Source organism: Microbacterium sp. NPDC055455 (genome assembly GCF_053619935.1).
Window position 1 is genome coordinate 760,583 of sequence record NZ_JBSHLB010000001.1, and the last position, 26,250, is coordinate 786,832.

The 26,250-nt window shown below is 71.7% G+C and carries 26 protein-coding genes and 1 pseudogene; 13 read left to right on the forward strand and 14 right to left on the reverse strand.

Annotated elements, in window-relative coordinates:
• Nucleotides 1-11 precede the first annotated feature (11 nt).
• The 3 genes from ACWGUG_RS03380 to ACWGUG_RS03390 form a co-directional block, all read right to left on the reverse strand.
• The gene (locus ACWGUG_RS03380) at nucleotides 12-1,238 is read right to left on the reverse strand and encodes an amidohydrolase (RefSeq protein WP_336393935.1); all 1,227 of its coding nucleotides are present in this window, start codon (nucleotides 1,236-1,238) and stop codon (nucleotides 12-14) included.
• Between the two features lie 42 nt (nucleotides 1,239-1,280).
• Nucleotides 1,281-2,300, reverse strand: coding sequence for a LacI family DNA-binding transcriptional regulator (locus ACWGUG_RS03385; protein ID WP_452323827.1), 1,020 nt, complete (start codon nucleotides 2,298-2,300; stop codon nucleotides 1,281-1,283).
• Nucleotides 2,301-2,406: 106 nt separating this feature from the next.
• Nucleotides 2,407-4,089: a glycoside hydrolase family 13 protein gene (locus tag ACWGUG_RS03390; protein WP_452323828.1), complete on the reverse strand. Its 1,683-nt coding sequence runs from the start codon at nucleotides 4,087-4,089 to the stop codon at nucleotides 2,407-2,409.
• A 72-nt stretch (nucleotides 4,090-4,161) separates the two neighbouring features.
• On the opposite strand from ACWGUG_RS03390, the gene ACWGUG_RS03395 reads away from it, so the two are divergent.
• The gene (locus ACWGUG_RS03395; protein ID WP_336393932.1) at nucleotides 4,162-4,680 is read left to right on the forward strand and encodes an adenine phosphoribosyltransferase; all 519 of its coding nucleotides are present in this window, start codon (nucleotides 4,162-4,164) and stop codon (nucleotides 4,678-4,680) included.
• 27 nt (nucleotides 4,681-4,707) lie between these two features.
• Here ACWGUG_RS03395 and ACWGUG_RS03400 read toward each other — a convergent pair whose 3' ends face one another.
• On the reverse strand, nucleotides 4,708-5,298 hold the full coding sequence (locus ACWGUG_RS03400; RefSeq protein ID WP_336393931.1) for a pyridoxamine 5'-phosphate oxidase family protein: 591 nt from the start codon (nucleotides 5,296-5,298) through the stop codon (nucleotides 4,708-4,710).
• Between the two features lie 72 nt (nucleotides 5,299-5,370).
• Here ACWGUG_RS03400 and ACWGUG_RS03405 point away from each other — a divergent pair.
• Nucleotides 5,371-5,544 (forward strand): annotated as a pseudogene (locus ACWGUG_RS03405) (response regulator transcription factor); the annotation flags it as partial.
• A 14-nt stretch (nucleotides 5,545-5,558) separates the two neighbouring features.
• On the opposite strand, the gene ACWGUG_RS03410 reads toward ACWGUG_RS03405, so the two are convergent.
• Entirely contained in the window at nucleotides 5,559-6,491 is a 933-nt protein-coding gene (locus ACWGUG_RS03410) for a 2-hydroxyacid dehydrogenase (RefSeq protein WP_452323829.1), read from the reverse strand.
• Between the two features lie 82 nt (nucleotides 6,492-6,573).
• Here ACWGUG_RS03410 and ACWGUG_RS03415 point away from each other — a divergent pair, with 82 nt between their 5' ends.
• The gene (locus tag ACWGUG_RS03415; RefSeq protein ID WP_378879443.1) at nucleotides 6,574-7,005 is read left to right on the forward strand and encodes a DUF1761 domain-containing protein; all 432 of its coding nucleotides are present in this window, start codon (nucleotides 6,574-6,576) and stop codon (nucleotides 7,003-7,005) included.
• A 16-nt stretch (nucleotides 7,006-7,021) separates the two neighbouring features.
• Here ACWGUG_RS03415 and purQ read toward each other — a convergent pair whose 3' ends face one another.
• The gene (purQ, locus tag ACWGUG_RS03420; protein WP_336393925.1) at nucleotides 7,022-7,729 is read right to left on the reverse strand and encodes a phosphoribosylformylglycinamidine synthase subunit PurQ; all 708 of its coding nucleotides are present in this window, start codon (nucleotides 7,727-7,729) and stop codon (nucleotides 7,022-7,024) included.
• The gene (gene purS / locus ACWGUG_RS03425) at nucleotides 7,726-7,974 is read right to left on the reverse strand and encodes a phosphoribosylformylglycinamidine synthase subunit PurS (protein ID WP_336393924.1); all 249 of its coding nucleotides are present in this window, start codon (nucleotides 7,972-7,974) and stop codon (nucleotides 7,726-7,728) included. The genes purQ and purS overlap by 4 nt, the downstream gene beginning before the upstream one ends.
• A 314-nt stretch (nucleotides 7,975-8,288) precedes the next feature.
• Between purS and ACWGUG_RS03430 the strand changes: the two genes are divergently transcribed.
• The 5 genes from ACWGUG_RS03430 (at nucleotide 8,289) to ACWGUG_RS03450 (ending at nucleotide 14,215) form a co-directional block, all read left to right on the forward strand.
• Nucleotides 8,289-9,560 (forward strand): ABC transporter substrate-binding protein, encoded by a 1,272-nt coding sequence (locus tag ACWGUG_RS03430; RefSeq protein WP_336393923.1) that lies wholly within the window; start codon nucleotides 8,289-8,291, stop codon nucleotides 9,558-9,560.
• Between the two features lie 84 nt (nucleotides 9,561-9,644).
• Entirely contained in the window at nucleotides 9,645-10,670 is a 1,026-nt protein-coding gene (locus tag ACWGUG_RS03435) for a carbohydrate ABC transporter permease (RefSeq protein ID WP_378879448.1), read from the forward strand.
• Nucleotides 10,667-11,584: a carbohydrate ABC transporter permease gene (locus tag ACWGUG_RS03440; RefSeq protein WP_378879451.1), complete on the forward strand. Its 918-nt coding sequence runs from the start codon at nucleotides 10,667-10,669 to the stop codon at nucleotides 11,582-11,584. The genes ACWGUG_RS03435 and ACWGUG_RS03440 overlap by 4 nt, the downstream gene beginning before the upstream one ends.
• Nucleotides 11,585-11,649: 65 nt before the next feature.
• Nucleotides 11,650-13,128, forward strand: a complete 1,479-nt coding sequence (locus ACWGUG_RS03445; protein ID WP_452323830.1) for a glycoside hydrolase family 1 protein — start codon at nucleotides 11,650-11,652, stop codon at nucleotides 13,126-13,128.
• A gap of 73 nt (nucleotides 13,129-13,201) precedes the next feature.
• Nucleotides 13,202-14,215 (forward strand): LacI family DNA-binding transcriptional regulator, encoded by a 1,014-nt coding sequence (locus ACWGUG_RS03450; RefSeq protein WP_378879457.1) that lies wholly within the window; start codon nucleotides 13,202-13,204, stop codon nucleotides 14,213-14,215.
• A gap of 42 nt (nucleotides 14,216-14,257) precedes the next feature.
• Here the strand turns inward: ACWGUG_RS03450 and ACWGUG_RS03455 are convergent, their stop codons facing one another.
• Entirely contained in the window at nucleotides 14,258-15,157 is a 900-nt protein-coding gene (locus ACWGUG_RS03455; RefSeq protein ID WP_452323831.1) for a VOC family protein, read from the reverse strand.
• A gap of 167 nt (nucleotides 15,158-15,324) precedes the next feature.
• Complete coding sequence (locus ACWGUG_RS03460) at nucleotides 15,325-16,656, reverse strand: uracil-xanthine permease family protein (RefSeq protein ID WP_378879463.1); 1,332 nt, start codon at nucleotides 16,654-16,656, stop codon at nucleotides 15,325-15,327.
• A 169-nt stretch (nucleotides 16,657-16,825) separates the two neighbouring features.
• On the opposite strand from ACWGUG_RS03460, the gene ACWGUG_RS03465 reads away from it, so the two are divergent.
• Nucleotides 16,826-17,686 (forward strand): ABC transporter ATP-binding protein, encoded by an 861-nt coding sequence (locus tag ACWGUG_RS03465; protein WP_378879466.1) that lies wholly within the window; start codon nucleotides 16,826-16,828, stop codon nucleotides 17,684-17,686.
• Nucleotides 17,668-19,245 carry a hypothetical protein gene (locus tag ACWGUG_RS03470; RefSeq protein ID WP_378879469.1) on the forward strand — a complete coding sequence of 526 codons (1,578 nt, stop codon included), beginning with the start codon at nucleotides 17,668-17,670 and terminating at the stop codon, nucleotides 19,243-19,245. The genes ACWGUG_RS03465 and ACWGUG_RS03470 overlap by 19 nt, the downstream gene beginning before the upstream one ends.
• A gap of 22 nt (nucleotides 19,246-19,267) precedes the next feature.
• Here ACWGUG_RS03470 and ACWGUG_RS03475 read toward each other — a convergent pair whose 3' ends face one another.
• The gene (locus tag ACWGUG_RS03475) at nucleotides 19,268-20,239 is read right to left on the reverse strand and encodes a phosphoribosylaminoimidazolesuccinocarboxamide synthase (protein ID WP_378879471.1); all 972 of its coding nucleotides are present in this window, start codon (nucleotides 20,237-20,239) and stop codon (nucleotides 19,268-19,270) included.
• A gap of 96 nt (nucleotides 20,240-20,335) precedes the next feature.
• On the opposite strand from ACWGUG_RS03475, the gene ACWGUG_RS03480 reads away from it, so the two are divergent.
• Both ACWGUG_RS03480 and ACWGUG_RS03485 read left to right on the forward strand, forming a co-directional pair.
• Nucleotides 20,336-20,494, forward strand: coding sequence for a hypothetical protein (locus ACWGUG_RS03480; RefSeq protein WP_336393916.1), 159 nt, complete (start codon nucleotides 20,336-20,338; stop codon nucleotides 20,492-20,494).
• Nucleotides 20,495-20,754: 260 nt separating this feature from the next.
• On the forward strand, nucleotides 20,755-21,852 hold the full coding sequence (locus tag ACWGUG_RS03485; protein WP_378879476.1) for a fatty acid desaturase family protein: 1,098 nt from the start codon (nucleotides 20,755-20,757) through the stop codon (nucleotides 21,850-21,852).
• A 45-nt stretch (nucleotides 21,853-21,897) separates the two neighbouring features.
• Here ACWGUG_RS03485 and ACWGUG_RS03490 read toward each other — a convergent pair whose 3' ends face one another.
• From ACWGUG_RS03490 to purD, 4 genes are all read right to left on the reverse strand, one after another.
• On the reverse strand, nucleotides 21,898-22,551 hold the full coding sequence (locus tag ACWGUG_RS03490; protein WP_378879479.1) for a response regulator transcription factor: 654 nt from the start codon (nucleotides 22,549-22,551) through the stop codon (nucleotides 21,898-21,900).
• Nucleotides 22,548-23,672 (reverse strand): sensor histidine kinase, encoded by a 1,125-nt coding sequence (locus ACWGUG_RS03495; protein ID WP_452323832.1) that lies wholly within the window; start codon nucleotides 23,670-23,672, stop codon nucleotides 22,548-22,550. The genes ACWGUG_RS03490 and ACWGUG_RS03495 overlap by 4 nt, the downstream gene beginning before the upstream one ends.
• Nucleotides 23,673-23,676: 4 nt before the next feature.
• On the reverse strand, nucleotides 23,677-24,384 hold the full coding sequence (locus ACWGUG_RS03500) for a DUF2306 domain-containing protein (RefSeq protein ID WP_452323833.1): 708 nt from the start codon (nucleotides 24,382-24,384) through the stop codon (nucleotides 23,677-23,679).
• A gap of 92 nt (nucleotides 24,385-24,476) precedes the next feature.
• Nucleotides 24,477-25,751, reverse strand: coding sequence for a phosphoribosylamine--glycine ligase (gene purD, locus ACWGUG_RS03505; RefSeq protein ID WP_452323834.1), 1,275 nt, complete (start codon nucleotides 25,749-25,751; stop codon nucleotides 24,477-24,479).
• An 83-nt stretch (nucleotides 25,752-25,834) separates the two neighbouring features.
• Here purD and ACWGUG_RS03510 point away from each other — a divergent pair, with 83 nt between their 5' ends.
• Complete coding sequence (locus ACWGUG_RS03510) at nucleotides 25,835-26,203, forward strand: sterol carrier family protein (RefSeq protein ID WP_378879488.1); 369 nt, start codon at nucleotides 25,835-25,837, stop codon at nucleotides 26,201-26,203.
• The last annotated feature ends 47 nt before the right edge of the window (nucleotides 26,204-26,250 follow it).

A 26,250-nucleotide genomic window follows, 5' to 3' on the forward strand; every position in this document is an offset into this window, starting at 1 on the left:
CGGTTACTCGATCAGCGGGCGGGCGACTCCAGGAACTCGCGGGCGGCGACGACGAGCGCCTCCACGCCGCGGCTCAGCGTCGGCTGCAGCACGGGGGCGAAGAACGGCGAGTGGTTCGTCGGGATGTCGCGCTCGATCGTGCCGGCGGCCTGCGCCGCGGCGAACGCGGCCGGGTCGACGCCGCCCCAGAACCAGAACACCAGCGGCACGCCGGCCTCGCGCGCGAACCACGAGACGTCCTCGCTGCCGGTGAACATGCCCGGGTCGATGACCGTGCCCTCGCCGAACGCGGCGTCGAAGGCCAGCACGAGGCGGGCCGTGGCGTGCACGTCGTTGATCGTGGGGGGCAGCGAGTGGTCGACGACGATCGTGGGCGGCTGCTCCGCACCGGATGCCTGCGCCTCGGCGCGCACGACGCGCTCCACCTTCTCGAGCACGCGGGCGCGAGCCTCGTCGTCGGGGTAGCGCAGGCTCAGCTCGAGCTTCGCCTCGGCGGGGATGATGTTGTTCTTCAGGCCCGCGTGGATGGATCCCACCGTCACCACCGCGACGTCGCGCGGGTCGACCTCGCGCGACACGATCGTCTGCAGGCGCATCACCGTGGCCGCCGCCATGACGACGGGGTCGATCGTCGAGTGCGGTCGCGATCCGTGCCCGCCGCGGCCGAGGAGCGTCACGGTGAGCCCGTCGGATGCCGCCATCTGGGTGCCGCTGCGCACGCCGATCGTGCCCGCCGGGAGCGGGGTGACGTGCTGGCCGAGCACGATGTCGGGCTTCGGGAATCGGTCGAGCACGCCGTCGGCGATCATGGCCTGTGAGCCGGCGCCGTACTCCTCGGCCGGCTGGAAGACGGCGACGATCGTCCCCGACCACTCGTCCTTCGTGGCGACCAGGCGCTCCAGGGCGCCGAGGAGCGCGGTGACGTGCATGTCGTGGCCGCACGCGTGCATGACGGGAACGTCGTTGCCGGCGGGGTCGGTTCCGCGCGCGGTGCTGGCGTACTCGAGGCCGGTCTGCTCGGGGACGGGGAGGGCGTCCATGTCGGCGCGCAGCCACACGACGGGTCCGTCGCCGTTGACGATCGACGCGACCACGCCGGTCTTGCCGATCCCCTCTTCGAACTCGATGCCGAGGTCCGCGAGGTGCTGGGTGACGACACCGGCCGTCCGCGTCTCCTGGAACGACAGTTCCGGATGCCGGTGCAGGTCGATGTAGAGGGCCTCGAGGTCGATGGTCATGGCGTCGAGCCTATCCGCGCCGCCCGAGGACCGTCGCCCGCGTCAGCCGGGCAGGCGCGCGGTCGAGCCGCGGACGATGAGCTCGTACGGCAGCTCGCCAGGCCGGTGGGCCGGGGTTCCGGTCTCGGTCCGCTCCAGCGCGGCGAGGATCGCTTCGGCGGCGCGCTCACCCTGGCCGAGGGGGAACTGATCGACCGTGGTGAGGCGGAAGAACTCGCCGAGCTCGTGGCCGTCGATGCCGATGACCGACAGGTCCTCGGGCACGCGGTAGCCGAGGTCGCGCGCGGCCAGCAGCGCCCCGATGGCCATCTCGTCGGATGCCGCGAAGATCGCCGTCGGTCGCCCGCCGGGCTTGCCCAGCAGCTGCTTGGCGGCGCGGAAGCCGCCTTCGATCGTGAAGTCCGCGGGCTCGTACAGGGACGGCTTCACCGGGATGCCGGCATCCGCCAGCGCCTGCTCGAAGCCCTGCCGCCGCTGCGTCGGGATGTGGAAGTCGACGTCGAACTCGGGGCTGGCGCCGATGTGCGCGATCTCGCGGTGCCCGAGCGCCAGCAGGTGCTCGGTCGCCAGGCGCGCGACCGCGACGTCGTCGACGGTGAGCGTGGTCAGGAGCGGGTTCGGTCCGCCGATCGCGATGACCGGCAGGTCGAGCTCGACGAGGCGCTCGGTCTCCTCCTTGCCGAGCTCCAGTGAGATCGCGATCACGCCGTCGACGCGCTGGCGGCGCAGGAAGGTCTCGAAGATGTCGTGCCGCTCGTCGCGGTCCGCCGTGAGGCTGTACAGCGTGATGTCGTAGCCGCGTCGCATGAGGGCCGAGGCGATGCCGCTCAGCACCGTGGAGAAGAACCAGCGGTCCAGGAACGGCACCAGGACGCCGATGTTGCGCGTGCGGCCCGAGGCGAGGCTGGACGCCGACGCCGAGACGACGTAGCCGAGACTCTTCGCGGCCGCCTCGACCTTGGCCTTCGCGCCCGCCGAGACGTGGCCGCGCCCGCTGAGGGCGCGCGAGACCGTCGCCGTCGAGACGCCCGCCGCGCGGGCGACCTCGTCGATGCTGACCACGTCGTCCTCCTTGCTGCCGGTCGCGGGGCTCGTGCCGCGCCGGCTTCCGCTCCGCCCGGGCCGTCAGGCGGGGGCTGACCCCGCCCGACGCCCGGGTGCGCGGATCTCAGTCGCCTGTCACCCAGACGGTGGTGTCGGCGGGGATCCGGTCTCCCACGACGGGGCCGCTCGACGCGATCACGATACCCGGCGGCATCGCGATCGGCGTGGAGCCGGTGTTCGCGACGACGGTGACCCCGCCGTTGCGGAACGCCAGCACGTCGTCGCCGTAGCCGTCGATCCACTCGAGCGAGCCGGCGCCGAGCGAGCGCGCGCGGCGCTCGGCGAGGAGCGTCCGGTAGAGCTCGAGGGTCGAGCCCTCGACGCCGGACTGCCGGTCGCGGGCGAGATGTGCCCACTCGGCGGGCTGGGGCAGCCACGACGCGCCCGTGGCGTTGAAACCGTAGGCCGGGGCATCCGCGGTCCACGGGATCGGAACGCGACAGCCGTCACGGCCGTACCGCTCGCCGTTCGTGCGGAACCACGTCGGGTCCTGGCGCGCGTGCCCGGGGATGTCGATGACCTCGGGGAGGCCGAGCTCCTCGCCCTGGTACAGGTAGGCCGAGCCGGGCAGCGCGAGCATGAGCGTCGTCGCGGCGCGGGCGCGGGCGAGGCCGACCTCGGGGATCGGCTGGCCGGGGGACTCGGGGCCGATGCCGTGACCCTGCGGGTTCTCGGCGGTCAGCGCGAGGCGCGACGCGTGGCGCACGACGTCGTGGTTCGACAGCACCCACGTGCTCGGAGCGCCGACGCCCGGGAAGGCCCGCAGCGAGACGTCGATGACCTTGCGCAGGTCCGCGGCGTTCCACTCGGTCGAGAGGTAGGGGAAGTTGAAGGCCTGGTGCATCTCGTCGGGGCGCACCCACTGCGCGGTGCGCTCGGCGGTCGGCAGCCACGCCTCGGCGGCGAGGGCCCGGTCGCCCTGGTACTCCTCGAGGATCTTGCGCCAGTCGCGGTAGACCTCGTGCACGGCGTCCTGGCCCCAGTAGGGCACGTTCTCCTCTTCGCCGCCCATCGAGCCGGCCTCGGGGTCGGGGATGTAGTCCGGGAGACCCTCGGCCTTGACGAGTCCGTGGGCGACGTCCACACGGAAGCCGTCGACGCCGCGGTCGAGCCAGAAGCGCAGGATGCGGCGGAACTCCTCGCGCACCTCCTCGTTCGACCAGTCGAAGTCGGGCTGCGACGAGTCGAAGAGGTGGAGGTACCACTGGCCCGGCTTGCCGTCGGCCTCGATGACGCGCGTCCAGGCGGGGCCGCCGAAGACCGACTCCCAGTTGTTCGGCGGGAGCTCGCCGTTCTCGCCCTGGCCGTCGCGGAACATGTAGCGCGCGCGCTCGGCGCTGTGCGGCGCCGCGTGGAGCGCCTGCTGGAACCATTCGTGCTGGTCGGAGGAGTGATTGGGGACCAGATCGACGATGACACGGATGCCGCGGGCGTGCGCGCCGGCGAGCATGGCGTCGAAGTCCGCCAGCGTGCCGAACAGGGGGTCGACGTCGCAGTAGTCGCTGACGTCGTAGCCGGCGTCCTTCTGCGGAGAGCGCTGGAACGGGCTCAGCCAGATGGCGTCGACGCCGAGGTCCTGCAGATCGTCGAGGTGCGACGTGACACCCGGGAGGTCGCCGATGCCGTCGCCGGACGCGTCGGCGAAGGAGCGGGGGTAGATCTGGTAGATGACGGCGGTGCGCCACCACTCGCCGCCCACGGCGGCGAGGAACGCATCCGTTCGCTCTTCGGTATCTGCGGAAGTCATCGGGCCAGTGTACTGCAAGCGCTTACACAGCCGCCTCCCTCGGCACCCGGGCACGCGGCGTAGGGTGAACGGGTGCCGTCTGAAGCCCTCGTCCGCGCCGAGTCCCTGATCCGGAGCGTCCCCGACTACCCCGAGCCGGGGGTGCTGTTCCGCGACATCACGCCGCTGCTGGCGGATGCCTCGGCCCTGCGCACCGTCATCCACGCGATGATCGCGCCCTTCGAGGGGTCGTTCGACGTGGTCGCGGGCGTCGAGGCGCGAGGGTTCCTGCTGGCGGGTGCCGTCGCGATGGAGGCCGGCGTTGGTCTGGTGCCGATCCGCAAAGCGGGCAAGCTGCCGCTGCCGGCGGCATCCGTCTCCTATGACCTCGAGTACGGCAGCGCCACGATCGAGGCGCACGGCGACATCGCCGACCGTGCGCGCGTCCTGCTGGTGGACGACGTGCTGGCCACCGGAGGGACGCTGGTCGCCGCGCACGAACTCGTGGCCTCGCTCGGCGGCGTCGTCGTCGGCACCGCGGTGCTGATGGAGCTCACCGCGCTCGGCGGACGCGCCGTGGTCGGCGACGTCCACACGGTGTTCACCGCCTGACCTTCGGACGGGTCTTCGCCCGCGCGGTCAGCGGTCCTGGCCCGCGTCGGGGGCGGGCGGGCCGTGGTCGCCCCCCGGGCGCGGCCCGAAGTGCGGGATCGGCTCGGGCCGGTCGCCCCGCACCGATCGCTGGGCATCGGCAGCGGCCGGGAGGGAGGGGTCGCCCTCGAAGGCCAGCAGCCGTCCGCTGCGACCCGCGTGCACGGGGAAGCGCCGACCCGTCACGGCGTTCGCGGTGACCTTGACGACGAAGAACTTGGCGGTCGGGCTCCACGACACGAGCGTGCGCACCCCGCTGTCGCGGATCTGGTCGTCGCGGGTCACCCGCTCCGCGCGCCCCCGGATGACGACGCTCCAGTAGTGCTCGTCGGCCTCGCCGTCGACCTCGAAGGCGACGAGCGGGTGATGGGCGATGTGCAGCAGCTTGGAGTCCCGCGCCGTGCGGAAGTAGATCGCCCCCTCGTGGGCCAGATGGTTCACGGGGAAGATGTCCGGCGAGCCGTCGGCGTTCACGACGGCGAGCCGGCCGAGCTTGGCCCCCTGCACGTACGCCCAGCAGGTGGCGGCGTCCAGACGCTCCACCGTGGCCGCGCGCTTCGATCCCGAGTCGTTCTTCATCCGCCATCACCGTCCCTTCCCTCGGTCATACCCCAATGCCCCGACCGAGAGAAGGGACGTTCGACCCTCGCGTTGCTACTCATCGCGCGCGGCCGGTCCAACCTCGAGATCGGCGGCGAGCTCCACCTCAGCGAGGCGACCGTCAAGGCCCACGTCACGCGGCTCCTGGCCAAGCTCGGGGTGCGCGACCGCGTCCAGGCCGTCGTCGCCGCCTACGAGACGGGTTTGGTGCGCCCGGGCGCGTGAACGAAGACAGGCCGTCAGTCTCCCAGTACGACGTTGAGCGGGGGCTCGCCGGCGACGAGGCGCTCGATCTGCGTGCGCACCAGCTTCGCGACGCGGGGGCGCATGGCGCTGGATGCCCCGCCCACGTGGGGGCTGATGAGCACCCCGGGAAGGCCCCACAGCGGGTGATCCGCGGGGAGCGGCTCGGGATCGGTGACGTCCAGCGCGGCGCGGATCCTGCCGCGGCGCACATGGTCGACGAGGGCGTCGGTGTCGACGAGCGTGCCCCGGCCGACGTTGACGATGAGCGCGCCGTCGGGCAGCGCCGACAGGAACGCGTCGTCCACGAGGCCCTGCGTCGCCTCGCCGCCGGGCAGCGTGAGGACCACGATCTCGGCGCGGGGGAGCAGCGTCGGCAGCTCGTCGATGCCGTGCACCGCGACGCCGTCCTCCTCTCGCGCCCGTGACGCGACGGGGGTCAGCTCGACCTCGAACGGCTCGAGACGTGCCGCGACGGCCTTGCCGACGCCGCCATAGCCGAGCAGCAGCACGCGGCGGTCGGCGAGGCTGTCGGCGAACACCGGCTGCCAGCGCCCGGCGGCCGTGTCGACGGCGAACGCGTCGATGTGCCGCTGGGCGGCGAGGGCGAGGCCGACCGCCAGCTCCGCTGTCGAGGTCTCGTGCACCGAGGCGGCGTTGGCGAACGGCAGCCCGTCCGGAAGGATGTCCGCCACGCCGTCGTAGCCGATCGACTGGCCCTGCACCAGCCCGACGTCGACGCCCTCCAGCCGCTCCAGCACCCGCGCCATCGACATGTACGGGGGGACGACGATGTCGAAGCGGTCTCGCGGGGCGGCGGCGTCCATCGGCCACACGACCAGCTCGACCCCCTCGGGTAGGTCGCCGAGGTCTGCGGCGAGCTGCTCGGTGGGGACGCTGACGATGAGGTTCCGGATGCCACTGGTCACCCTGTCCACGCTACCGGCGAGGTGCGCGCCCGGCGCGGCACGCCGGCGATACGCTCGCGTCGAACAGGGGGAGGAGGCCGACATGGTTCCCGAGATCAACTACTGGGCGGTGCTGATCGCGACGGCGTCGAGCATGGTCGTCGGAACGATCTGGTACACGCCGAAGGTGTTCGGCACACGGTGGTCGAAGCTCGCAGACGTCGACATGGACCGGCCGGGCGCCAGCGCGGTGGTGCCGATCGTCGTGACGGTGATCGTGAGCTTCGTGACCGCGTGGGTGCTGGCGGGCGCGTCGTCGATCGCCTGGCACTTCTACGGCGGCAGCTATCTGTGGGCGGCGCTGGCGACGGGGGTGATCCTGTGGGCGGGATTCACCGCCGCCCGCTTCATCACGCACGACGCCTTCGAGGGGCGGCCGACCAGTCTCACGGTGCTGAACATCGCGCACGAGCTCGTGACGATCGTCGTCATGGCGCTCATCATCGGCGTCTGGCCGCCGGCCGGAACAGTCTGAGAACGGATGCCGCCGCTCAGGCGGCGGCGCCCACCACCGCGGCGATCGCCGAGGTGAAGAACGCCAGGCCGTCCACGCCGGAGCGCATGGCCGCCGAGGTGTCGGGGCCGAACCCCGGCTCGACGGCGTGCTCGGGGTGGGGCATGAGCCCCACGACGTTGCCGTGCTCGTTGGTGAGCCCGGCGATGTCGCGCAGCGACCCGTTCGGGTTCACGCCGAGGTAGCGGAACGCCACCAGGCCCTCGCCCTCGAGGCGGTCGAGCTCGGAGTCGGACGCGATGTAGCCGCCGTCGGCGTTCTTCAGCGGGATGACGATCTCCTGGCCGGTCGCGAAGTCGCTCGTCCAGGCGGTGTCGTTGTTCTCGACGCGCAGGCGCTGGTCCCGGCGGATGAACTGCTGGTGTGCGTTGCGGATCAGGCCGCCCGGCAGCAGGTGCGCCTCGACGAGCATCTGGAAGCCGTTGCAGATGCCGAGGATGGGCATTCCCTTGGCCGCGGCATCCTTCACCTCCGACATGATGGGGGCGAGGGCCGCGATGGCCCCGGCGCGCAGGTAGTCGCCGTAGCTGAAGCCGCCGGGGAGCACGAGCGCGTCGACGCCGTCGAGGTCGTGCGAGCCGTGCCACAGCGCGACCGGCTCGGCGCCGGCGACGCGGATGGCGCGCTGCGCGTCGCGGTCGTCGAGCGAGCCGGGGAAGGTGATGACCCCGACGCGGGCGGTCATTCGACCACCTCGACGCCGACGACGTCCTCGATCACCGAGTTCGAGAGGATCTCGTCCGCGACCCGCTTCGCCTCGGCGAGCACCTCGTCGGTGACCTCGCCGTCGACCGTGAGCTCGAAGCGCTTGCCGATGCGCACGGCGCTGAAATCGCTGATCCCGAGTCGCGAGAAGGCGCCCGAGACGGCCTTGCCCTGCGGGTCCAGCAGTTCGGCCTTGGGCATGACGTCGACGACGATCGTGGGCATCGGGATCCTCCTGGCGGCCGGGGGCCGCAGCTATCGGTCGTGGGCGACGAGCGCAGCGAGGAGTCGGAACGCCGGATGTCGCGGGCAGGGGTCGCCTCCAGTCTACGGGCCGCCGCATCGGTCGTTTCCCTGCATCTGGAATCCGCCGTGACCGAACCGTGATCCGTCCGTGGGAGCGCTCCCTTGACTTCGTGAGAGCGATCCCATAGCGTTTCCTCTCGATCGGTGGGAACGCTCCCATGACATCACCTCGGCCACGGGACCCGCCCTGGCCGGTCCTGCAACACACCACCTGACAACACAAAGGAGTGACAGTGAACGCACGCGCCTTCCGCAGAAGCGCTGTGGCAATCGCCGCATTCTCGGCCTCGGCCATCGTCCTCGCCGGCTGCGCCGGCGGCAGCAACGACGAGGCCGGCGGCGAGGACGGCGAGGTCACGCTGACCGTGGCCACCTTCAACGACTTCGGCTACACCGATGAACTCCTCCAGGAGTACATGGACGAGAACCCGAACGTGAAGATCGTCCACAACCGCGCCGCCGAGTCCGGCGACGCCCGCGCGAACTACTTCGCCAAGCTCGGCAAGGGCGGCCTGGCCGACATCGAGGCGGTCGAGATCGACTGGTTCGCCGAGGCGATGCAGTACTCCGACCTCCTCGCCGAGGCCCCCGACAGTGTCAAGGGCCGCTGGCTCGACTGGAAGGAGGCCGCCGCTACCGACGCCGACGGCCGTCTGGTCGGATTCGGCACCGACATCGGCCCGCAGGGCATCTGCTACCGCTCCGACCTGTTCGCCGCGGCGGGACTCCCCAGCGACCGCGAGGGCGTGGCCGGTCTCTTCGACGGCGACTGGGAGCACTTCCTCGACGTCGCCGACCAGTACAAGGCGGCCACCGGCAAGCCGATGATCGACTCGGCCAACTCGGTGCTCCAGGGCATCGTGAACCAGATCGAGTACACCTACACCGAAGAGGACGGCACGGTCATCGCGACCGAGAACCCCGAGGTGCAGGACGCGTACAACCTCGTCGTCGAGCGCGCCGTTCCCAACTCCGCGTACTCGGGCCAGTGGTCCGACGACTGGTTCGCCTCGATGGCCAACGGCGAGTTCGCCGCCATGCTGTGCCCGGGCTGGATGCTCGGCGTGATCGAGGGCAACGCGCCCGACGTCACCGGCTGGGACATCGCGGACGTCTTCCCCAACGGCGGCGGCAACTGGGGCGGGTCGTACCTGACCGTCCCCGCCGACGGCGAGAACGTCGAGGCGGCGCTCGCGCTGGCCGACTGGCTCACCGCTCCCGAGCAGCAGATGAAGGCATTCGCCAACGCGGGCACCTTCCCGAGCCAGCTCGACGCGCTCGAGAGCTCCGAGCTCGCCGACGCCACGAACGCCTTCTTCAACGAGGCGCCCACCGGCGAGATCCTCTCGGCCCGTGCCGAGGCGGTCACGGTCGCCCCGTTCAAGGACGCGGACTACTTCAAGTACCACGACGCGCTGCAGAACGCGGTCAACCGCGTCTTCGACGGCCTCGAGGACCAGGAGACCTCCTGGAACACGTGGGTCGCTGAGGTCGAGGCCTTCTGAGAAGGCCGGTGCGTGCGGGCGACCCCCCGGGCCCGCACGCACCGACCTCGCCCCCACACCGTCCGCAGAGCCCTGGAGCAACCCGTGACTGCAACCGACACGCGCCCGCACGCGCCGGAGGCGACGCCCCCGCAGCCTCCGAAGGAGAAGCGCGTGCGCCGGCTGACCTTCGGCCAGCGGCTGAGCCGCTGGGACCTGAAGGTCTCGCCCTACCTGTACATCTCGCCGTTCTTCATCCTGTTCGCGATCGTCGGCGCCTTCCCGATCGTCTACACCGCGGTCATCTCGTTCCAGGAGTGGGACCTCGTCCGCAACTCCGGTGAGTTCGTCGGATTCGACCAGTACGTCTGGATCCTCTCCAACCCGCAGTTCTGGACCGCGCTGCGCAACACGTTCAGCATCTTCCTGCTGTCCACGATCCCGCAGCTCGTCCTCGCGGTCTTCATCGCGGCGATGCTCGACCGCAACATCCGCGCCAAGACGTTCTGGCGCATGAGCGTGCTGCTGCCCTACGTCATGGCCCCCGTCGCCGTCGCGCTCATCTTCAGCAACATGTTCGGCGACAACCACGGCCTGGTGAACAACATCCTCACCGACCTCGGCCTCCAGCCGATCATGTGGCACAAGGACCCGTTCTGGAGCCACGTCGCCATCGCGACGATGGTGAACTTCCGCTGGACCGGCTACAACGCGCTGATCCTCCTCGCAGCGATGCAGGCGATCCCGCGCGACTACTACGAGGCCGCCACCGTCGACGGCGCCGGCGCGTTCCGCCAGTTCTGGAGCATCACCGTCCCGTCGCTGCGGGCGACCCTCATCTTCGTGATCATCACCTCGACGATCGGCGGCCTGCAGATCTTCGACGAGCCGCGCATGTACGACAACACCGGCGAGGGCGGCCCGGCGCAGCAGTGGCTGACGATCACGCTGTTCCTCTACAACATCGGCTGGCGCGAGTGGAACTTCGGCCGCGCCGCGGCCCTGGCGTGGATCCTGTTCCTCATCATCCTCGTCATCGGCCTCATCAACCTCCTGGTCACCCGTCGGCTGGTGGCCGACGAGGGCGGCCGCGGGGTCACGCGCAAGAACAAGAAGGGACTGGGCCGGTGAGCACCACTCCTCCCATCGCGCTGGCTGAGCAGCGCATCGCGAGCCCCGACGAGCCCCGCGGCGGCCGCCGCCAGCGCACCACGAAGATCCGCGGCTACCGGCCGGGCTTCTGGGTCTACGCCGGACTGGGCGTCGTCGTGCTCGCCGCCGTGTTCCCCTACTACTGGTCGTTCCTCATCGGATCGGGCGACGCCTCCACCATCAACGACCCGAACATGTCGTGGATCCCCGGCGGCAACTTCCTGGCCAACGCGGCATCCGTCGTCGGCGACCCGGCGGTGAACTTCTGGCCCGCGCTGTGGAACTCGATCTACAGCTCGACGCTGATCGCGGCATCCGTCGTCCTCACCTCGACGCTGGCGGGCTGGGCGTTCGCGAAGCTCCGCTTCCCCGGGAGCAAGGGCCTGCTCATCTTCGTGGTCGCGACGATGGCGGTGCCGATGCAGCTCGGCGTCGTGCCGCTGTACATCCTGTTCGCGGACCTCGGATGGACCGGCCAGATCGGCGCGATCATCATCCCCGCGGTCACGAGCGCCTTCGGCGTCTTCTGGATGACGCAGTACCTGCAGCAGGCGGTCCCCGACGAGCTCATCGAGGCGGCGCGCGTGGACGGCGCGTCGATGATCCGCACGTTCTGGACCGTCGGCGTCACCGCGGCGCGGCCGGCGGCGGCGATGCTGTTCCTGTTCACCTTCGTCGGCGCCTGGAACAACTTCTTCTGGCCGTTCATCGTGCTCGACCGGCAGAACCCCACCCTTCCGGTCGCCCTCTCGCTCCTGCAGTCGAACTACTTCGTCGACTACTCCATCGTGCTCGCCGGTGTGCTGCTGTCGACCATCCCGCTCCTGCTGCTGTTCGCCGTCGCCGGCAAGCAGCTGGTCAGCGGCATCATGGCCGGCGCCGTCAAGGGCTAGGGTTTCCGCCCGCCCACCCGCCCCGACATCCTGTTATCAACGCCCCCAGAGAGGACCTTCCCCTCATGACGACCCCGACCCCGCGCGCCTTCCCCCAGAACTTCCTGTTCGGCGCCGCGACCGCAGCCTTCCAGATCGAGGGCGCCGCCCACGAGGACGGCCGCCGCGACTCGATCTGGGACGCGTTCTGCCGGGTGCCGGGCGCGGTCATCAACGCCGACAACGGCGACGTGGCGTGCGACCACTATCACCGGTACCCCGATGACGTCGCACTGATGAAGCACCTCGGCCTGCAGACGTACCGCTTCTCGACGTCGTGGTCGCGCGTGCGGCCGGACGGCGGCGAAGTCAACGAGAAGGGCGTCGACTTCTACAAGCGCCTGGTGGACGAGCTGCTCGGGGCGGACATCCTCCCGTGGCTGACGCTGTACCACTGGGACCTGCCGCAGGCTCTGCAGGAGAAGGGCGGCTGGGCGAACCGCGACACCGCGGACCGGTTCACCGAGTATGCGCTGGACATGCACGACGCGCTCGGTGACCGGGTCGACGTGTGGACGACGCTCAACGAGCCGTGGTGCTCGTCGTTCCTCAGCTACACGGCGGGCCTGCACGCGCCCGGCCACTACAGCGTCGAGGAGGGTGTGCTCGCCGCGCACCACCTGCTGCTCGGCCACGGACAGGCCGTGCGCGAGCTCCGTGCGCGCGACGAGTCGCTGCAGCTCGGCATCACGCTGAACCTCACGGTGGCAGACCCCGTGGACGCCGGCGACCCCGCCGACCTCGACGCCGCGCGCCGCATCGACGGCCAGTTCAACCGCTGGTTCCTCGACCCGATCTTCCGGGCCCAGTACCCGGCCGACATCGTCGAGGACATCCGGACGGTGGATGCCGCGGCCGTCGCCGCCTGGGAGGCCGCCGTGCGTCCGGGAGACCTGGAGGCGATCGCGACGCCCCTCGACACGCTCGGCGTCAACTACTACCACGGCGAGTACGTGGGAGGTCGCGCGCCCGTGGACCCGCCGATCGGCGGAGACGCGCCGACCGACCGTCCCGGTCGCTCGCCGTTCCCGTCGCACGAGGGCATCTTCTGGCACGAGCGCGGGCTTCCCCGCACGCCGATGCAGTGGGAGGTCCAGCCCGACGGCCTGACCACCCTGCTTCGCCGCGTGTGGGACGAGTACGCCGAGCCGGCCGGCACGGTGCTCTACGTCACCGAGAACGGTGCGGCCTACGACGACGAGCTCGTCATCGAGGACGGCGAGAAGCGCGTCCACGACGCCGACCGGGTGGAGTTCCTCCGCGCGCACCTGGGTGCGACCCTCGATGCGGCCGAGGCCGGCGTCGATGTGCGGGGGTACTTCTACTGGTCGCTCCTGGACAACTTCGAGTGGGCGTGGGGGTACGAGAAGCGCTTCGGCATCGTGCGCGTGGACTACGACACGCAGGAGCGCACGCCGAAGGACAGCGCGCGGGAGTACCGCCGCATCATCGCCGCCCGCGCGCTCGCGCCGGAGTACGCCGAGGCCGCGCCCGTCGCGTCGTAACACTCGGGGGCGCGCGACGTCGCCGCGTCGCCGATGTCCACAGCGTGCCGTAGCATCCGGGAGGAGGGACACGATGGGTACCGAGACCATGCGATCGGCGGTCACGATCGAGGAGGTCGCCGCTGCGGCGGGGGTGTCGCGTTCGACCGTGTCGCGCGTCGTCAACGGCTCGACCGCCGTCAGCCCCGAGGCGCTGGAGTCCGTCCAGCGGGCGATCGCCGAGCTCAACTACGTCCCCAACCGCGCGGCACGCTCCCTCGCCAGCCAGAAGACGCACGCCGTCGCGCTCATCGTCCCCGAAGACACGACCCGCTTCTTCGGCGACCCGTTCTTCGCTGCCATCGTGTCGGGCATCAACTCGCGCCTGAGCCGCTCGGACTACGTGCTCAACCTCTTCATCGCGAGCGACGACCCCGGCGACAAGACGACGAGCTACGTGCGCAGCGGGGCGGTGGACGGCGCCATCGTGGTCTCGCACCACACCAGCGACACCTTCATCGACCGCATCGCCAGCGTCGTCCCGGTCGTCTACGGCGGCCGGCCCGTGCGCGAGCGGGAGCGCGACTACTACGTCGACGTCGACAACGTGCGCGGCGCCTACGACGCGACCGTCTACCTGATCGAGAGCGGGCGCCGTCGGATCGCGACGATCACCGGTCCCCGCGACATGCCGGCCGGCGTCGACCGGCTGCAGGGGTACCGCGAGGCGCTGGCGGCATGGAGTCTCGACGAGGTCGCGGTGGAGGACGGCAACTTCACGGCCGACGGCGGCGCCGATGCGATGCGACGCATCCTCGCCTCGGGCGCCCAGCCCGACGCCGTGTTCGTCGCGAGCGATCTCATGGCCCGAGGCGTCCTCACCGTCCTCGCGCAGGCGGGCATCCGGGTGCCCCAGGACATCGCGATCATGGGCTTCGACGACTCCCCGGTCGCGACATCGGTGAATCCGCAGCTGACCACGGTGCGCCAGCCGTCGTTCCAGCAGGGGGAGCGCATGGCCTCGGTGCTCATCGACCTCCTCGCGGGGAGGCATCCGCGTCACGTCACGATCCTCGAGACGGAGCTCGTCGTCCGGGAGTCCGTGTAGCGGCTCCGCGGTCCGCGGCGTCGCGGGCCGGCGTCGGCGGCGTCAGCCTCGGCCGGGCACCGTCGCGTGGAGCAGGTTGCGCCACGGGTCGTCGAACGACACGGTGCGTCCGTCGTCGCGCACGTCGAGGCCATGGTGCCGCAGGCGCTCGCCGAGCGCGCCGAGGGCGTCGGCGTCGGGCAGAGTCAGGTCCACGCGGCCGAGGCCGAGGGCCGGCATCCGCGGTCCGGCGCCGCGCGAGTTCCACACGTTCATCGCCATGTGATGGTGGTAGCCGCCCGCGCTGACGAACAGCGCCTGGTCGCCCAGACCCGCCGTCTCGTCGAAGCCGAGCGCGTCGACGTAGAACGCCCGGGCGGTCGCGACGTCGCCCACCGAGAGGTGCACATGACCGACGGATGCGGCCTCCTGTGCCGTCGCGCCGCTCGCAGCGCGCTCCGTGAGGTGCTCCTGGAGGAACGCGTTCGGGTCGAGGTACAGGGTCGCCATCTCGATCTGACCGTGGGTCCACGACCACTCGGTGCGGGCCCGGTCCCAGTACAGCTCGATTCCGTTGCCCTCCGGGTCGGTGAGATAGAACGCCTGGCTGACGAGGTGATCGGCCGAGCCGGTGAAGGTGTGCGGTGCGTGGCGGGCGACGCTGTAGAGCGCGGCGGCGAGGGCCTCCTGCGTCTCGAAGAGGATCGCGGTGTGGAACAGGCCCGCCGAGCCCGGGGTCGCGTGACGGAGGGCCGGCTCGTGCTTCAGCACCACCACCGCCCGGCCCGCGCGTCCGAGCACGACCTCGTCGCCGTCCGCGGCGAGCACCTGCAGGGTGATGACGTCGCGGTAGAACGCGGTCATGCCGTCGAGGTCGCCGACGAGCAGCGTGACGGGCCCCATGGCGGTGTCGGCGGCGAGACGTTCGGCCTGTGTATTCACACGAATGAGAACCCCCGGCATCCGGCGTTCATTCCCAGACGTCTCCACGGTTTGGGGCGTCGCGCGACCGCTCGGGGCGTGCGCGACACGCCCCAACCGTCCGCGGTGCGCCCCAAACCGGGACTTGGACGACGGATGCCGCCACCCGGCGCCCTCCCGGCTCCGGGGTGGCGGCAGGCAACGTCGGGCTACTGGGGGTCGCCGCCGAGCTGGCCGACCGCGGGGATCGGGCCGCCGTCGTCGGCACCGGTCCGGCGCCAGCGGGCGATGGCGTTGCCCACGTGGTAGATCAGCAGCGCTGCCGCCGCGCCGATGACGATGGCGCCGAGCTGGAACTCGCCCCACTGCATGGTGAAGCCGGCGATCGCGATCACGAGGGCCACGGCTCCGGTGTACTGGTTCACCGGGCGCGAGAAGTCCACGCGGTTGTCGACCCAGATCTTGATGCCGATGATGCCGATGAGACCGTAGAGCGCGGTCGTGACGCCGCCGAGCACACCCGCCGGGATCGAGTTGAACACCGCTCCGACGACGGGCGAGAGCGACAGCAGGACGGCGAAGATGCCGGCCACCCAGTACGCGGCCGTCGAGTACACGCGCGTCGCGGCCATGACTCCGATGTTCTCGCCGTAGGTCGTGGTGCCAGAGCCGCCGAAGGTGCCCGCGAGCACGGTGGCCGCGCCGTCGGCGATGAGCGCCCGGCCGGTGTACCGGTTGACGGAGGCGTCGGTCATCGTCGCGACGCCGCGCACGTGACCGACGTTCTCGGCGATGAGCACGAGGACGACCGGCAGGAACATCGCGATGACGCTCCAGGTGCCCGGCGAGCCGAACGTGGGGAAGTGGAAGACCGGGAGACCGACCCACTGTCCCTCGGCGACGAGGTCGTTCACGGCCGTGAAGTCGACCTCGCCGCGCACGAGCGCGACGAGATAGCCGACGATCACGCCGAGGAAGATCGAGATGCGACCGAGGAAGCCGCGGAACAGCACGCTGAACAGGATGACGGCGACGAGCGTGATGGTCGCCGTGACGGGGGCCTGCTGGTAGCTGTCCCACGCGACCGGCGCGAGGTTGAAGCCGATGAGGGCGACGATGGCACCGGCGACGACCGGCGGCATGAGCCTCTCGATCCATCGCAGACCCGCGAACTGCACGACGAAGCCGACGGCGGCGAGCAGGACGCCGACCGCGACGATGCCGGCGAGGGCCGATCCCATGCCCTGCGACGCGGTCGCGGCGGTCACCGGCGCGATGAACGCGAACGAGGACCCGAGGTAGCTGGGGAGCCGGTTCTTCGTGACGAGGAGGAACAGCAGCGTGCCGAGGCCCGAGAAGAGCAGCGTCGTCGAGACGGGGAAGCCCGTCAGCACCGGCACCAGGAACGTGGCGCCGAACATCGCGATGACGTGCTGCGCGCCGATCGCGACGGTGGCGGGCCAGTTCAGCCTCTCGTCGGGCTTCACGACCGTGCCGGGTTCGACGGTACGGCCGTTGCCGTGCAGGGTCCACAAAGGCATGCGCGCTCCTTGCGCTCGGGGGATGGTGCGAGGATCACGATAGCGGCGGGGATGACCCGCCTCGCGCACGAGCGGCCCGGCGCCGCGAGTTGCCCGGGGGCGTGGCATCCGAGAGGCTGGATCCTGCCCGGCGCGCACCGGCGCCCGCCCTGCCGAACGACGGAGACACGTGAGCGATCCCGCGAATCCCCCCGCGCCCGCGGGCCCGCCCGCCGACACCTCCGCACGCGCGTCCGAGACCCCCGCGGCCGACCGCGTCTCCACCCCGGGTGAGGACACCGCGGCCCTCGAGCTCGTCGGGCTCCACAAGCGCTTCGGGCAGAAGGTCGCGGTCGCCGACCTGAGCCTGCGAGTGCCGACGGGGTCGTTCTACGGGCTGGTCGGGCCCAACGGCGCGGGCAAGACGACGACCCTCTCGATGGCGACCGGCCTCCTCGCGCCCGACGCCGGCCGGGCGATCGTGCACGGCGTGGACGTGTGGCAGCAGCCGGTCGCGGCCAAGCGCATGCTCGGCAACCTCGCCGACGGCGTGAAGCTCTTCGACCGCCTGACCGGCGAGCAGCTCGTCACTTACAACGGGCTCCTGTTCGGCCTGCCGCACGACGAGATCGCGCAGCGCACCGCCGATCTGCTGGCGCTGATGGACATGACGGATGCCGCGGGCACGATGGTCGTCGACTACTCGGCGGGCATGACCAAGAAGATCGCGCTCGCCTGCGCCCTCGTCCACGCTCCGCGCCTCCTGGTCCTGGACGAGCCGTTCGAGTCCGTCGATCCCGTCTCGGCGGCCAACATCCAGGACATCCTCACCGGGTACGTCGCCGGTGGCGGAACGGTCATCATCTCGAGCCACTCCATGGACCTCGTGCAGCGCATGTGCGACCACGTGGCGATCGTCGCCGCCGGCCGCCTCCTCGTGGCCGGAAGCGTCGAGGACGTGCGGGCGGGGCAGTCGCTCCAGGACCGCTTCGTCGAGCTCGTCGGCGGGCGGCGCCACACGGAAGGGCCGGAATGGTTGCGACGCTCCTGAGGCTGCGCTTCCGCGTGCTGGGCAACCAGCTCGGGCGCAGCCCCTGGCAGCTCGTCGGCTTCGTCTTCGGCGCGTTGTACGGACTCGGACTGCTGGTGGCCATCGTCGTCGGACTGGTGCTGCTCGGGTTCGCGGGTCTCGCGCCGGCCTCCGCCGTCATCGTGGGCGCCGGATCGCTCGTGACCCTCGGGTGGGCGCTGATCCCCCTCCTCGCCTTCGGCGTCGACACGACGCTCGACCCCGACCGCCTGGTGGTGTTCCCCATGTCGCTGTCGCGCATGATGGTCGCGCTGGCGGTGGCGGCGGTCACCGGCATCCCGGGCATCATCACCTCGGTGGCAGCGGTTGCGACGGTCGCGACCTGGGCGCACTGGCCGGCGGCCGTCGCCGCGTGGATCGTGAGCACGCCGGTCGCGGTCCTCACGGCCGTGGTCGCGTCGCGCGCGGTCGCGACCCTCGCGGCCGGGCTCGGGAGCGGGCGGCGCTTCCGGGAGGTGTCGGGCACCGTCATCCTCATCCCGCTGATCCTCGCGGGACCCATCATCGCCGGTGTGGCGACCGGGTTCGCGGTGAACGCCGACACGCTCGCCGAGCTGGTGCCGATCCTCGGCTGGACGCCGCTCGGCGCGGCGTGGGCCGTGCCGGCCGCCGCCGCGGCGGGCGACCCCGCCGGCGCGGGCGCCCGGCTGCTGATCGCCCTCGCGACGCTCGGGCTGCTGTGGCTGCTGTGGCGCGCAGCTCTCGGCCGCTCGCTGGTCCGCCCGCGGCACACGTCGGCCGCCGCGGTGCGCGCGGGATCGATCGGATGGTTCGGCCGCGTGCCGACCGGCGCCGCGGGTGCCGTCTTCGCGCGGGCGCTGACGTACTGGACGCGCGACCCCCGCTACCTCCGCCAGCTGGTCGGGGCGCCCCTGGTGCCGGTGCTGCTGTGGTTCTACGCCCGTGACGGCGAGCCGCTCGTGGCGCTGTCGTTCTCGGGCCCGATCATCGCGATCGTGATCGGCATCGTCGTGTACGCCGACATCTCGTACGACGGCACCGCGTTCGGGACCGAGCTCGCCACCGGCGCGCCGGGCCGGGCGGACCGGCTGGGGCGCAGCCTCGCCGCTGCGGCGGTCGCCCTGCCGCTCGTGCTGCTCGCCGCGATCATCCCCTTCGTCTTCTCGGGCGAGTGGAGCCGGTTCCCGGGCATCCTGGGCATGTCGGTCGGCATCCTCTTCACCTGCTACGGCGTCTGTGCGCTCACGTCGGCGCAGCTCGTCGTGCCGGTCGCGGCATCCGGCGACAACCCGTTCAAGCGGGTGCCCGGCACCACGTTCCTGCAGGGCATGGCGTTCTTCGGCATCTGGCTGATCGCCGTCGCGCTGTCGGCGCCCGCCGGCATCCTCGGGATCATCGGGTTCTTCACCGACGACGCGGCGCTCAGCTGGATCGCATGCGCGGTCGGCCTCGTGCTGGGGACGGCGGTCCTGATCGGCGGCATCCTCATCGGCGGATCGATGCTCGATCGGACCGGTCCGACGCTGCTGGCGCGGCTGAAGGCGATGAAGAACGCGTGACGGGCGGATGCCGCGCCGGGCGTCAGGCGGCGGTGAGGCGCTCGAGAAGCTCGCGGTAGCGGTCGGCGGTGCGCTCGACGATGTCGGCCGGCAGAGCCGGCGGCTCACCGTCGCGCGGCGGCGCCCAGTTCGCGGCGAGCCAGTCGCGCACGATCTGCTTGTCGAAGCTCGCCATGCGCTCCGCGGGCGTGGTGCCCGCCGCCCAGGTCTCGGCATCCCAGTACCGCGACGAGTCGCTCGTGAGCACCTCGTCGGCGAGGGTCAGCACGCCGTTCTCGTCGAGGCCGAACTCGAACTTCGTGTCGGCGAGGATCACGCCGTGCGCCTCGGCGGTCGCGGCGGCGCGCGCGTAGATCTCGAGCGACAGGTCGCGCAGCTCGCTCGCGCGCTCGCCCCCGACGAGCTCGACGGTGCGCTCGAACGAGATGTTCTCGTCGTGCTCGCCCAAGGGGGCCTTGTAGGCGGGGGTGTAGATCGGCTCCGGCAGCCGGTCGCCGTTGGACAGCCCGTCCGGGAGCGCGATGCCGCACACCGTGCCGCTCTCGCGGTACTCGGCCCAGCCCGACCCGGTGAGGTAGCCCCGCACCACGCACTCGATGGGCAGCATGTCGAGGCTCTTCACGACCATGGCCCGGCCGATGACGGCATCCGGGATGAGGTTCTGCAGGTCGTCGCGCGTGTTCGCCTCGCCGTCGCCGCCGAGCGTGAGCGTGTGCGAGGCCGCGAGATGGTTCGGGATGCCGCGCCCGCCGTCCGCTCCCGCGAGGCGGTCGAACCACCACAGGCTGAGCGTGGTCAGCAGCGTCCCCTTGCCGGGGATGCCGGGCGAGAGCACATGGTCGAAGGCGCTGACGCGGTCGCTGGCGACGACGAGCATGCGCCCGGCGGGCGCGCCCTCGGCCGCGTCGCCGGGGACGTACAGGTCCCGCACTTTGCCCGAGTAGACGTGGCGCCAGCCGGGGAGTTCGAGCGGGGTGGGATTCGTGTCCGTCACCCGCCCATTATCGCGGAGCCCGACCCGGGCTAAACCCGCGAGGGCACGGTTGTCAAGAGGTTGGCCCGCGGGAGACGGCCGCGGAGGATGGCTTGCATGACCGGACTCGCAGTGACCCTGCTCATCGTCGGAATCGTCCTGCTGCTGCTGGGCGTGCTCGTCGAAGCGGTCCAGTTCCTGCTGTGGATCGGCCTCGTCATCATCGTCATCGCGGTGATCGCCTGGCTGATGCGCTTCATACGTCGTCAGACCTGAGTCCCCCAGCTCGGGTTTTCCGGACGCTCGGGCCCCATCGAAACAGAGCCCAGCGTCATCCGGACGCCGGCGTCGCTCGTCTCCCCAGCCAGCGACGCCGGCGTCCGTCCTTTCGTCCGCCGGTGTACTCGGCATCGTGCCTGTGAAGTGCCCGCACGCGGCCCCCGCGGGCGGCGCAATGGGCGTAGCCTGTGGCCAGGACGTCCTGGACCCCGACGTCGCCGCCGCATCGGTGCGGCTCGAGGATCGGGGTCGACGACATGACCGGACAACCCACCACCGGCATCCGGGCGACTGCTGCCCGGACCGACCGGCCGCCCAACGACTTCACCGGGCTGGCGAAGGTCGTGGCCGCGAGCGGGCTGATGCACCGCCGCTACGGCTACTACTGGACGAAGCTCATCGGCGCCGTGGTGGTGCTGGCGGCGGCGGTCGCCGGCTTCGTCCTCATCGGCGACACCTGGTGGCAGCTGTTCACCGCCGCGGCGCTCGCGATCCTGTTCACGCAGATCGCGATGCTCGGCCACGACGCGGCGCACCGGCAGATCTTCGTCTCGGGCCGCTGGAACGACTGGACGTCGCTCATCCTCGGCAACCTCCTCGTCGGGATGAGCTACGGGTGGTGGCAGCACAAGCACACCCGCCACCACGCCAACCCCAACAAGATCGGCTCCGATCCCGACATCGAGCTGCCGGTCGTGTCGGTCACCCCCGACCAGGTCGACCGCCGCGCTCGCCGGTACGGCCCGGTGCTCGGCTGGGTGATGGCGCACCAGGGCGTCTTCTTCTACCCGATCCTCCTGCTCGAAGGGCTGTCGCTGCACGCGTCGAGCGTGCGGCGGGTGCTCTCGCGTGAGCCGTTGCGCCACCGGGCGGTGGAGGGCTCTTTCCTGGCGATGCGGATCGGGGGATACCTCGCCCTCGTCTTCATCGTGCTCTCGCCGGGCATCGCGGCGGTGTTCCTCGCCGTCCAGCTGGGGATCTTCGGCGTCTACATGGGGCTATCGTTCGCGCCGAACCACAAGGGCATGCCGTTGGTGCCGGCATCCGTCAAGCTCGACTTCCTGCGCCGGCAGGTGCTGATGAGCCGCAACATCCGCGGGAACCGCCTGCTCGACGTCGCCATGGGCGGGCTCAACTACCAGATCGAGCACCACCTCTTCCCCTCGATGCCCCGGCCGCACCTGCGGAGGGCGTCGGGCATGATCAAGGACTACTGCCAGGCCCACGGCGTGCACTACACCGAGACCGGCCTGCTCGAGTCGTACCGCATCGTCACGCGGTACATCAACCGTGTCGGACTGGGGGAGCGCGATCCCTTCCAGTGCCCGCTGCTGCAGCAGCGGGCGGCGGTGTGATCAGCGGGCGCGGCGGCGCGGCCGGCGCGGGACTGACGCTGGGGCTCAGTCGCGCGACCGGCCGCGTTCGTGCGCCCAGATCGCGAGCTCGACGCGGTTGCGCGCGCCCAGCTTGGCCATGATGCTTCCCAGGTGGGTCTTCACGGTGCTGAGGGAGACGTGCAGCTCGTCGCCGATCTCGCTGTTGCCGAGCCCGCGGGCGACACCGGCGAGCACCGCCTCCTCGCGGTCGGTGAGGGGGCTGGACGGCGGAGGCGGAGGCGTCGGCGCCGCGCCGGCGAACGTCTCGATGAGGCGGACGGTGACGTTCGGATCGATGAGCGCGTCGCCGCGCGCGGCCGCGCGCACGGCCTCGGCGAGCAGGACCGGACCGGCGTCCTTCAGCAGGAAGCCGCGGGCGCCCGCGCGGAGGGCGGCGTAGACGTACTCGTCGAGGTCGAAGGTCGTGATCACGACGACGGGCGTCGGGTCGGCGACGTCCGGACCCGCCACCGTGCGCGTCGCCTCCAGGCCGTCCATCACCGGCATGCGGATGTCGAACAGGCACACGTCGGGGCGCAGGCTCCGCGTGAGCGCGACGGCCTCGCGGCCGTCGGCGGCCTCGCCCACCACCTCGATGCCGGGCTGCACGTCGAGGATCATGCGCAGTCCGGTGCGCACGAGGTCCTGATCGTCGGCGACGAGCACGCGCACGGTCATGATCCCCACCCCCTGCGCGGGAGCGTCGCCGTGACGGCCCACCCGCCGCCCGGCGCCGGGCCGGCCTCGCACGTGCCGCCGAGGAGCGCTGCCCGCTCGCGCATGCCGGTGATCCCGAATCCGGGAGGCGCGGATGCCGCGCTCCCGCCGTCGTCACGGACCGACAGCCGCACCCCCGCCGCGTCGACGTCGACGCCGACCTCGACGCGGGTCGCGTCGCGGGCGTGGCGCCGCGCGTTCGTCACCGCTTCCTGGGCCAGGCGGAACACCGCGGCGCCCACCGCCGGGGGCACCGTGTCGAGGTCGCCGTCGAGGTGCACGGCGACGGCCGGGCCGGCGGCATCCGTCTGCGCCAGGTCCGCGATCCCGGCGAGGCCGGGTGCGGGCGCCACCGGCGCGTCCGCGCGGAGCACGCCCACCATGGCGCGCATCTCGCGCAGCGTCTGCGAGGCCTCGGCCTCGATCGCCTGGAGCACCTGCGCGGTCGCGCCCGGATCGGTCGCGGCCACGGCGGTGCCGGCCTGCGCCTGGATCGCGATCGCCGAGACATGGTGCGCGACGGTGTCGTGCAGATCGCGCGCGAGCTGCTCGCGCTCGAGCAGCCGCACCTGTTCGAGTTCGCGGCTGCGTGCCCGCCGACGCCAGCGCATTGCGAGTCCGAGCGTCGCCGTGGTGACCGCGACGGCGGCGCCGCCCACCGCGTCGGGCAACGATGGGGCCGACCCGGCGGCGGTGAGCGCCATGCCGGCGGCCACGAGCGCACCGCCCGCGAGCATCGCCCGCCCGGAGCCCCAGCGGAACACCGCGTACAGCAGGATCAGGAAGTAGGCGGTCGTGTACAGCTGCGGATCGCCGCCGACGATGAAGCCGACCGCGGTGCCGACGGCGAAGGCGATCGCGAGCATCGTGAACGGGCGCGTGCGCCGCCACAGCAGCGTGGGCGCGAGGGCGGCGAGCACGACGGCCCACACCCAGCGCGACGGCACGTCGGGGCGCACGGATGCCTCCACCACGGCGAGCACGGGGATCACCGCGACGAGCACCCCGTCGCGCCACACGCGCCGGGGCGGTGCCGGAGTCGCCGCGGGCGCGTCCCAGAGCGCGCGGACCGGGCTCGTCATGCCCTCATGATAGGCGGGCGTCGGTCGGCGCCGCCGTGGCCCGAGCCCCCGTCCGCCGCGCGCCGGTGCGGGCCCGCCGGCGGATGACGATCTCGGCGACCACGAGGTTGATCACCCACCCCGCGGTCATGAGAAGCGTGTAGCCGACAGGCGTGGGCGCCCCGATCAGCAGCGTGAACGGGAGGAACACGACGACCTGCGTGCCGGCGCCGAGGCCGATCGCGTACGCGCGCGTCATCCACGCGCTGTGCGTGCCGACGTCGCCGCGGTGGATCGCGACGAAGGCGGCCACGATCGCCGCCGCCATCGTGACGCCGAGCACCATGCGCACGGCGGCGAGCCCCGGCCCCGTCACCGCGGCCGGCATCTGGTACGACACCGTCATCCACAGCGCCGACAGCGCCGACACCAGCCCGGCCGGCGCGACGATGCGCCCGGCCACGCGGTGCCAGCGCCGGCGCCGCAGCGACGGCGCGAACTGCAGCGCGCCCAGCACCAGGAACACGGTCGAGCCGACGATGTGCGCGACGATCGGCACCGGCGCGTCGAAGAACCGGACGTTGTCGGCGGTCACGCCGGCGGAGGTCGCGAGCTGCGTGAGGCGCGCCGAGCCGGCCGCGACCGGCACGAGGCTCAGGGCGATGAGGCCCGCGGGCACGAGCCACTCGGGCGCGCGCCGCTGGGTGCGTGGGAGGGAGGTGGAGGTCGTCATGCCGCCATGGTGGCGGTGACGGATGCCACGCCACATCGGCCGTCGGGACCGACCGGCCTCGTCCTTTCGGCCGATGCGGGGCCGCGGCCGGGTCAGAGCCCTTCGGCGACCCGGGCGGCGATGTCGGTGCGGTGCTGCCCGCCCTCGAGCTCGATCTGGCCGAGCGCACGGTAGACGCGCTCGCGCGCCTCCATGAACGTCGTCCCGATCCCGACCACGTTGAGCACGCGGCCGCCGGTGGCCACGAGCCCGCCGTCGGTCTCGGCCGTGGCGGCGTGTGCGAGGTGGACGCCCGGCACGGCCGACGCCTCGCGCAGCCCCGTGAGCTCGCGCCCGGTCACCGGCGCGGCGGGATAGCCCTCGCTGGCCACCACCACGGTGACGGCCACGTCGGTGGCGAACGCCGGACGGGGGGAGTCCTCGAGGGTGCCGGATGCCGCAGCCAGCAGCAGCTCCGACAGCGGGTCGACGAGCCGGGGGAGCACCACCTGCGTCTCGGGGTCGCCGAACCGGGCGTTGAACTCGATGACCTTCACGCCGCCGTCGGTGAGGATGAGGCCGGCGTAGAGCAGCCCGATGAACGGTGTGCCCTCGGCATCCAGCTGGCGGATGACCGGTTCGGCGACGTCGTGGGTCACGAGGTCGACGAACTCCCGCTCGCTTCCGAACCTGCCGTCGAGCCACGGCAGCGGCGAGTACGCGCCCATGCCGCCGGTGTTCGGTCCCTCGTCGCCGTCGAGCAGGCGCTTGTAATCCTGCGCGGGGCTCAGCGGGAGCACGTGGTCGCCGTCGCTGAGGAAGAAGAGCGACACCTCGGGACCGTCCAGGTACTCCTCGACGAGCACCGGGCCCGAGGGGAGGTACTGGTCGGCGTGGGCGAGCGCCTCGTCGCGGTCGGACGTGACGATGACCCCCTTGCCGGCGGCCAGTCCGTCCGCCTTGACCACGTGCGGAGCGCCGAGCTCGTCCAACGCGGCCTCGATCTCGGCGCGCGAGTACGCCCGCACCGCGCGGCCGGTCGGCACGCCCGCCGCCTCCATGATGCGCTTGGCGAAGGCCTTCGAGCCCTCCAGCTGTGCGGCCGCCTTGCCGGGCCCGAACGTCGGGATGCCGCGTTCGCGCACCGCATCGGCCACCCCGGCGACCAGCGGAGCCTCCGGGCCGATCACGACGAGCGCGATGTCGTTCTCGATCGCGAAGTCGGTGACGGCGACCGGGTCGTTCGCGTCGAGCGATACGAGCTGGGCGTCCTGCGCGATGCCGGCGTTGCCGGGGGCGGCGAAGATCTCGTGCTCGGCCTCCTCGGACCGCAGCGCGAGGATGATGGCGTGCTCCCGCGCGCCCGAGCCGAGAACCAGGATCTTCACGCCGTCCAGCCTACCGAGGGCGCTCCGCCGCGTTTCGGGTCGTCGAGGATTGCGCCCGCACGCGACACGCGTAGCGTGGGGTCGTGGCCCGCAAGATCTCCACCGACGACGGCCGCGCGGCCCTGCAGGCCGTCGCGGCGGCGGGCGCGGCATCCGTCCCCGCCTCCCGCACCGACCGCGCCACGGCCGTGCGCTACCTGCTGCAGCTGCTCGCCGAGAAGGCGCCGGGCAACTCGGTCGAGGTGCGCGTGCCTCCGTTCGGCGCGGTGCAGGTGGTCGAGGGGCCACGGCACACCCGCGGAACCCCACCGAACGTCGTCGAGACCGATCCCGGGACCTGGATCGCAGTGGCGACGGGGGCGGAGCACTGGGCGGATGCCTCCTCCGCCGGCCGCATCGTCGCCTCGGGCACCCGCGCCGACATCTCCCACCTGCTGCCGCTGCGCCCCTGAGCCGGGGCGAGGACCCCGAGACGCGCCCGTCCCGCGGTGGGACAATG

What these genes read in the sequence shown, in the direction of transcription:
- ACWGUG_RS03380 (WP_336393935.1), bottom strand. Translation starts at nt 1,238, where the DNA reads ATGACCATCGACCTCGAGGCCCTCTACATCGACCTGCACCGGCATCCG.
- ACWGUG_RS03390 (WP_452323828.1), bottom strand. Translation starts at nt 4,089, where the DNA reads ATGACTTCCGCAGATACCGAAGAGCGAACGGATGCGTTCCTCGCCGCC.
- ACWGUG_RS03400 (WP_336393931.1), bottom strand. Translation starts at nt 5,298, where the DNA reads ATGAAGAACGACTCGGGATCGAAGCGCGCGGCCACGGTGGAGCGTCTG.
- ACWGUG_RS03415 (WP_378879443.1), top strand. Translation starts at nt 6,574, where the DNA reads ATGGTTCCCGAGATCAACTACTGGGCGGTGCTGATCGCGACGGCGTCG.
- purQ (WP_336393925.1), bottom strand. Translation starts at nt 7,729, where the DNA reads ATGACCGCCCGCGTCGGGGTCATCACCTTCCCCGGCTCGCTCGACGAC.
- purS (WP_336393924.1), bottom strand. Translation starts at nt 7,974, where the DNA reads ATGCCCACGATCGTCGTCGACGTCATGCCCAAGGCCGAACTGCTGGAC.
- ACWGUG_RS03445 (WP_452323830.1), top strand. Translation starts at nt 11,650, where the DNA reads ATGACGACCCCGACCCCGCGCGCCTTCCCCCAGAACTTCCTGTTCGGC.
- ACWGUG_RS03450 (WP_378879457.1), top strand. Translation starts at nt 13,202, where the DNA reads ATGGGTACCGAGACCATGCGATCGGCGGTCACGATCGAGGAGGTCGCC.
- ACWGUG_RS03455 (WP_452323831.1), bottom strand. Translation starts at nt 15,157, where the DNA reads ATGCCGGGGGTTCTCATTCGTGTGAATACACAGGCCGAACGTCTCGCC.
- ACWGUG_RS03460 (WP_378879463.1), bottom strand. Translation starts at nt 16,656, where the DNA reads ATGCCTTTGTGGACCCTGCACGGCAACGGCCGTACCGTCGAACCCGGC.
- ACWGUG_RS03470 (WP_378879469.1), top strand. Translation starts at nt 17,668, where the DNA reads ATGGTTGCGACGCTCCTGAGGCTGCGCTTCCGCGTGCTGGGCAACCAG.
- ACWGUG_RS03480 (WP_336393916.1), top strand. Translation starts at nt 20,336, where the DNA reads ATGACCGGACTCGCAGTGACCCTGCTCATCGTCGGAATCGTCCTGCTG.
- ACWGUG_RS03485 (WP_378879476.1), top strand. Translation starts at nt 20,755, where the DNA reads ATGACCGGACAACCCACCACCGGCATCCGGGCGACTGCTGCCCGGACC.
- ACWGUG_RS03490 (WP_378879479.1), bottom strand. Translation starts at nt 22,551, where the DNA reads ATGACCGTGCGCGTGCTCGTCGCCGACGATCAGGACCTCGTGCGCACC.
- ACWGUG_RS03495 (WP_452323832.1), bottom strand. Translation starts at nt 23,672, where the DNA reads ATGACGAGCCCGGTCCGCGCGCTCTGGGACGCGCCCGCGGCGACTCCG.
- ACWGUG_RS03500 (WP_452323833.1), bottom strand. Translation starts at nt 24,384, where the DNA reads ATGACGACCTCCACCTCCCTCCCACGCACCCAGCGGCGCGCGCCCGAG.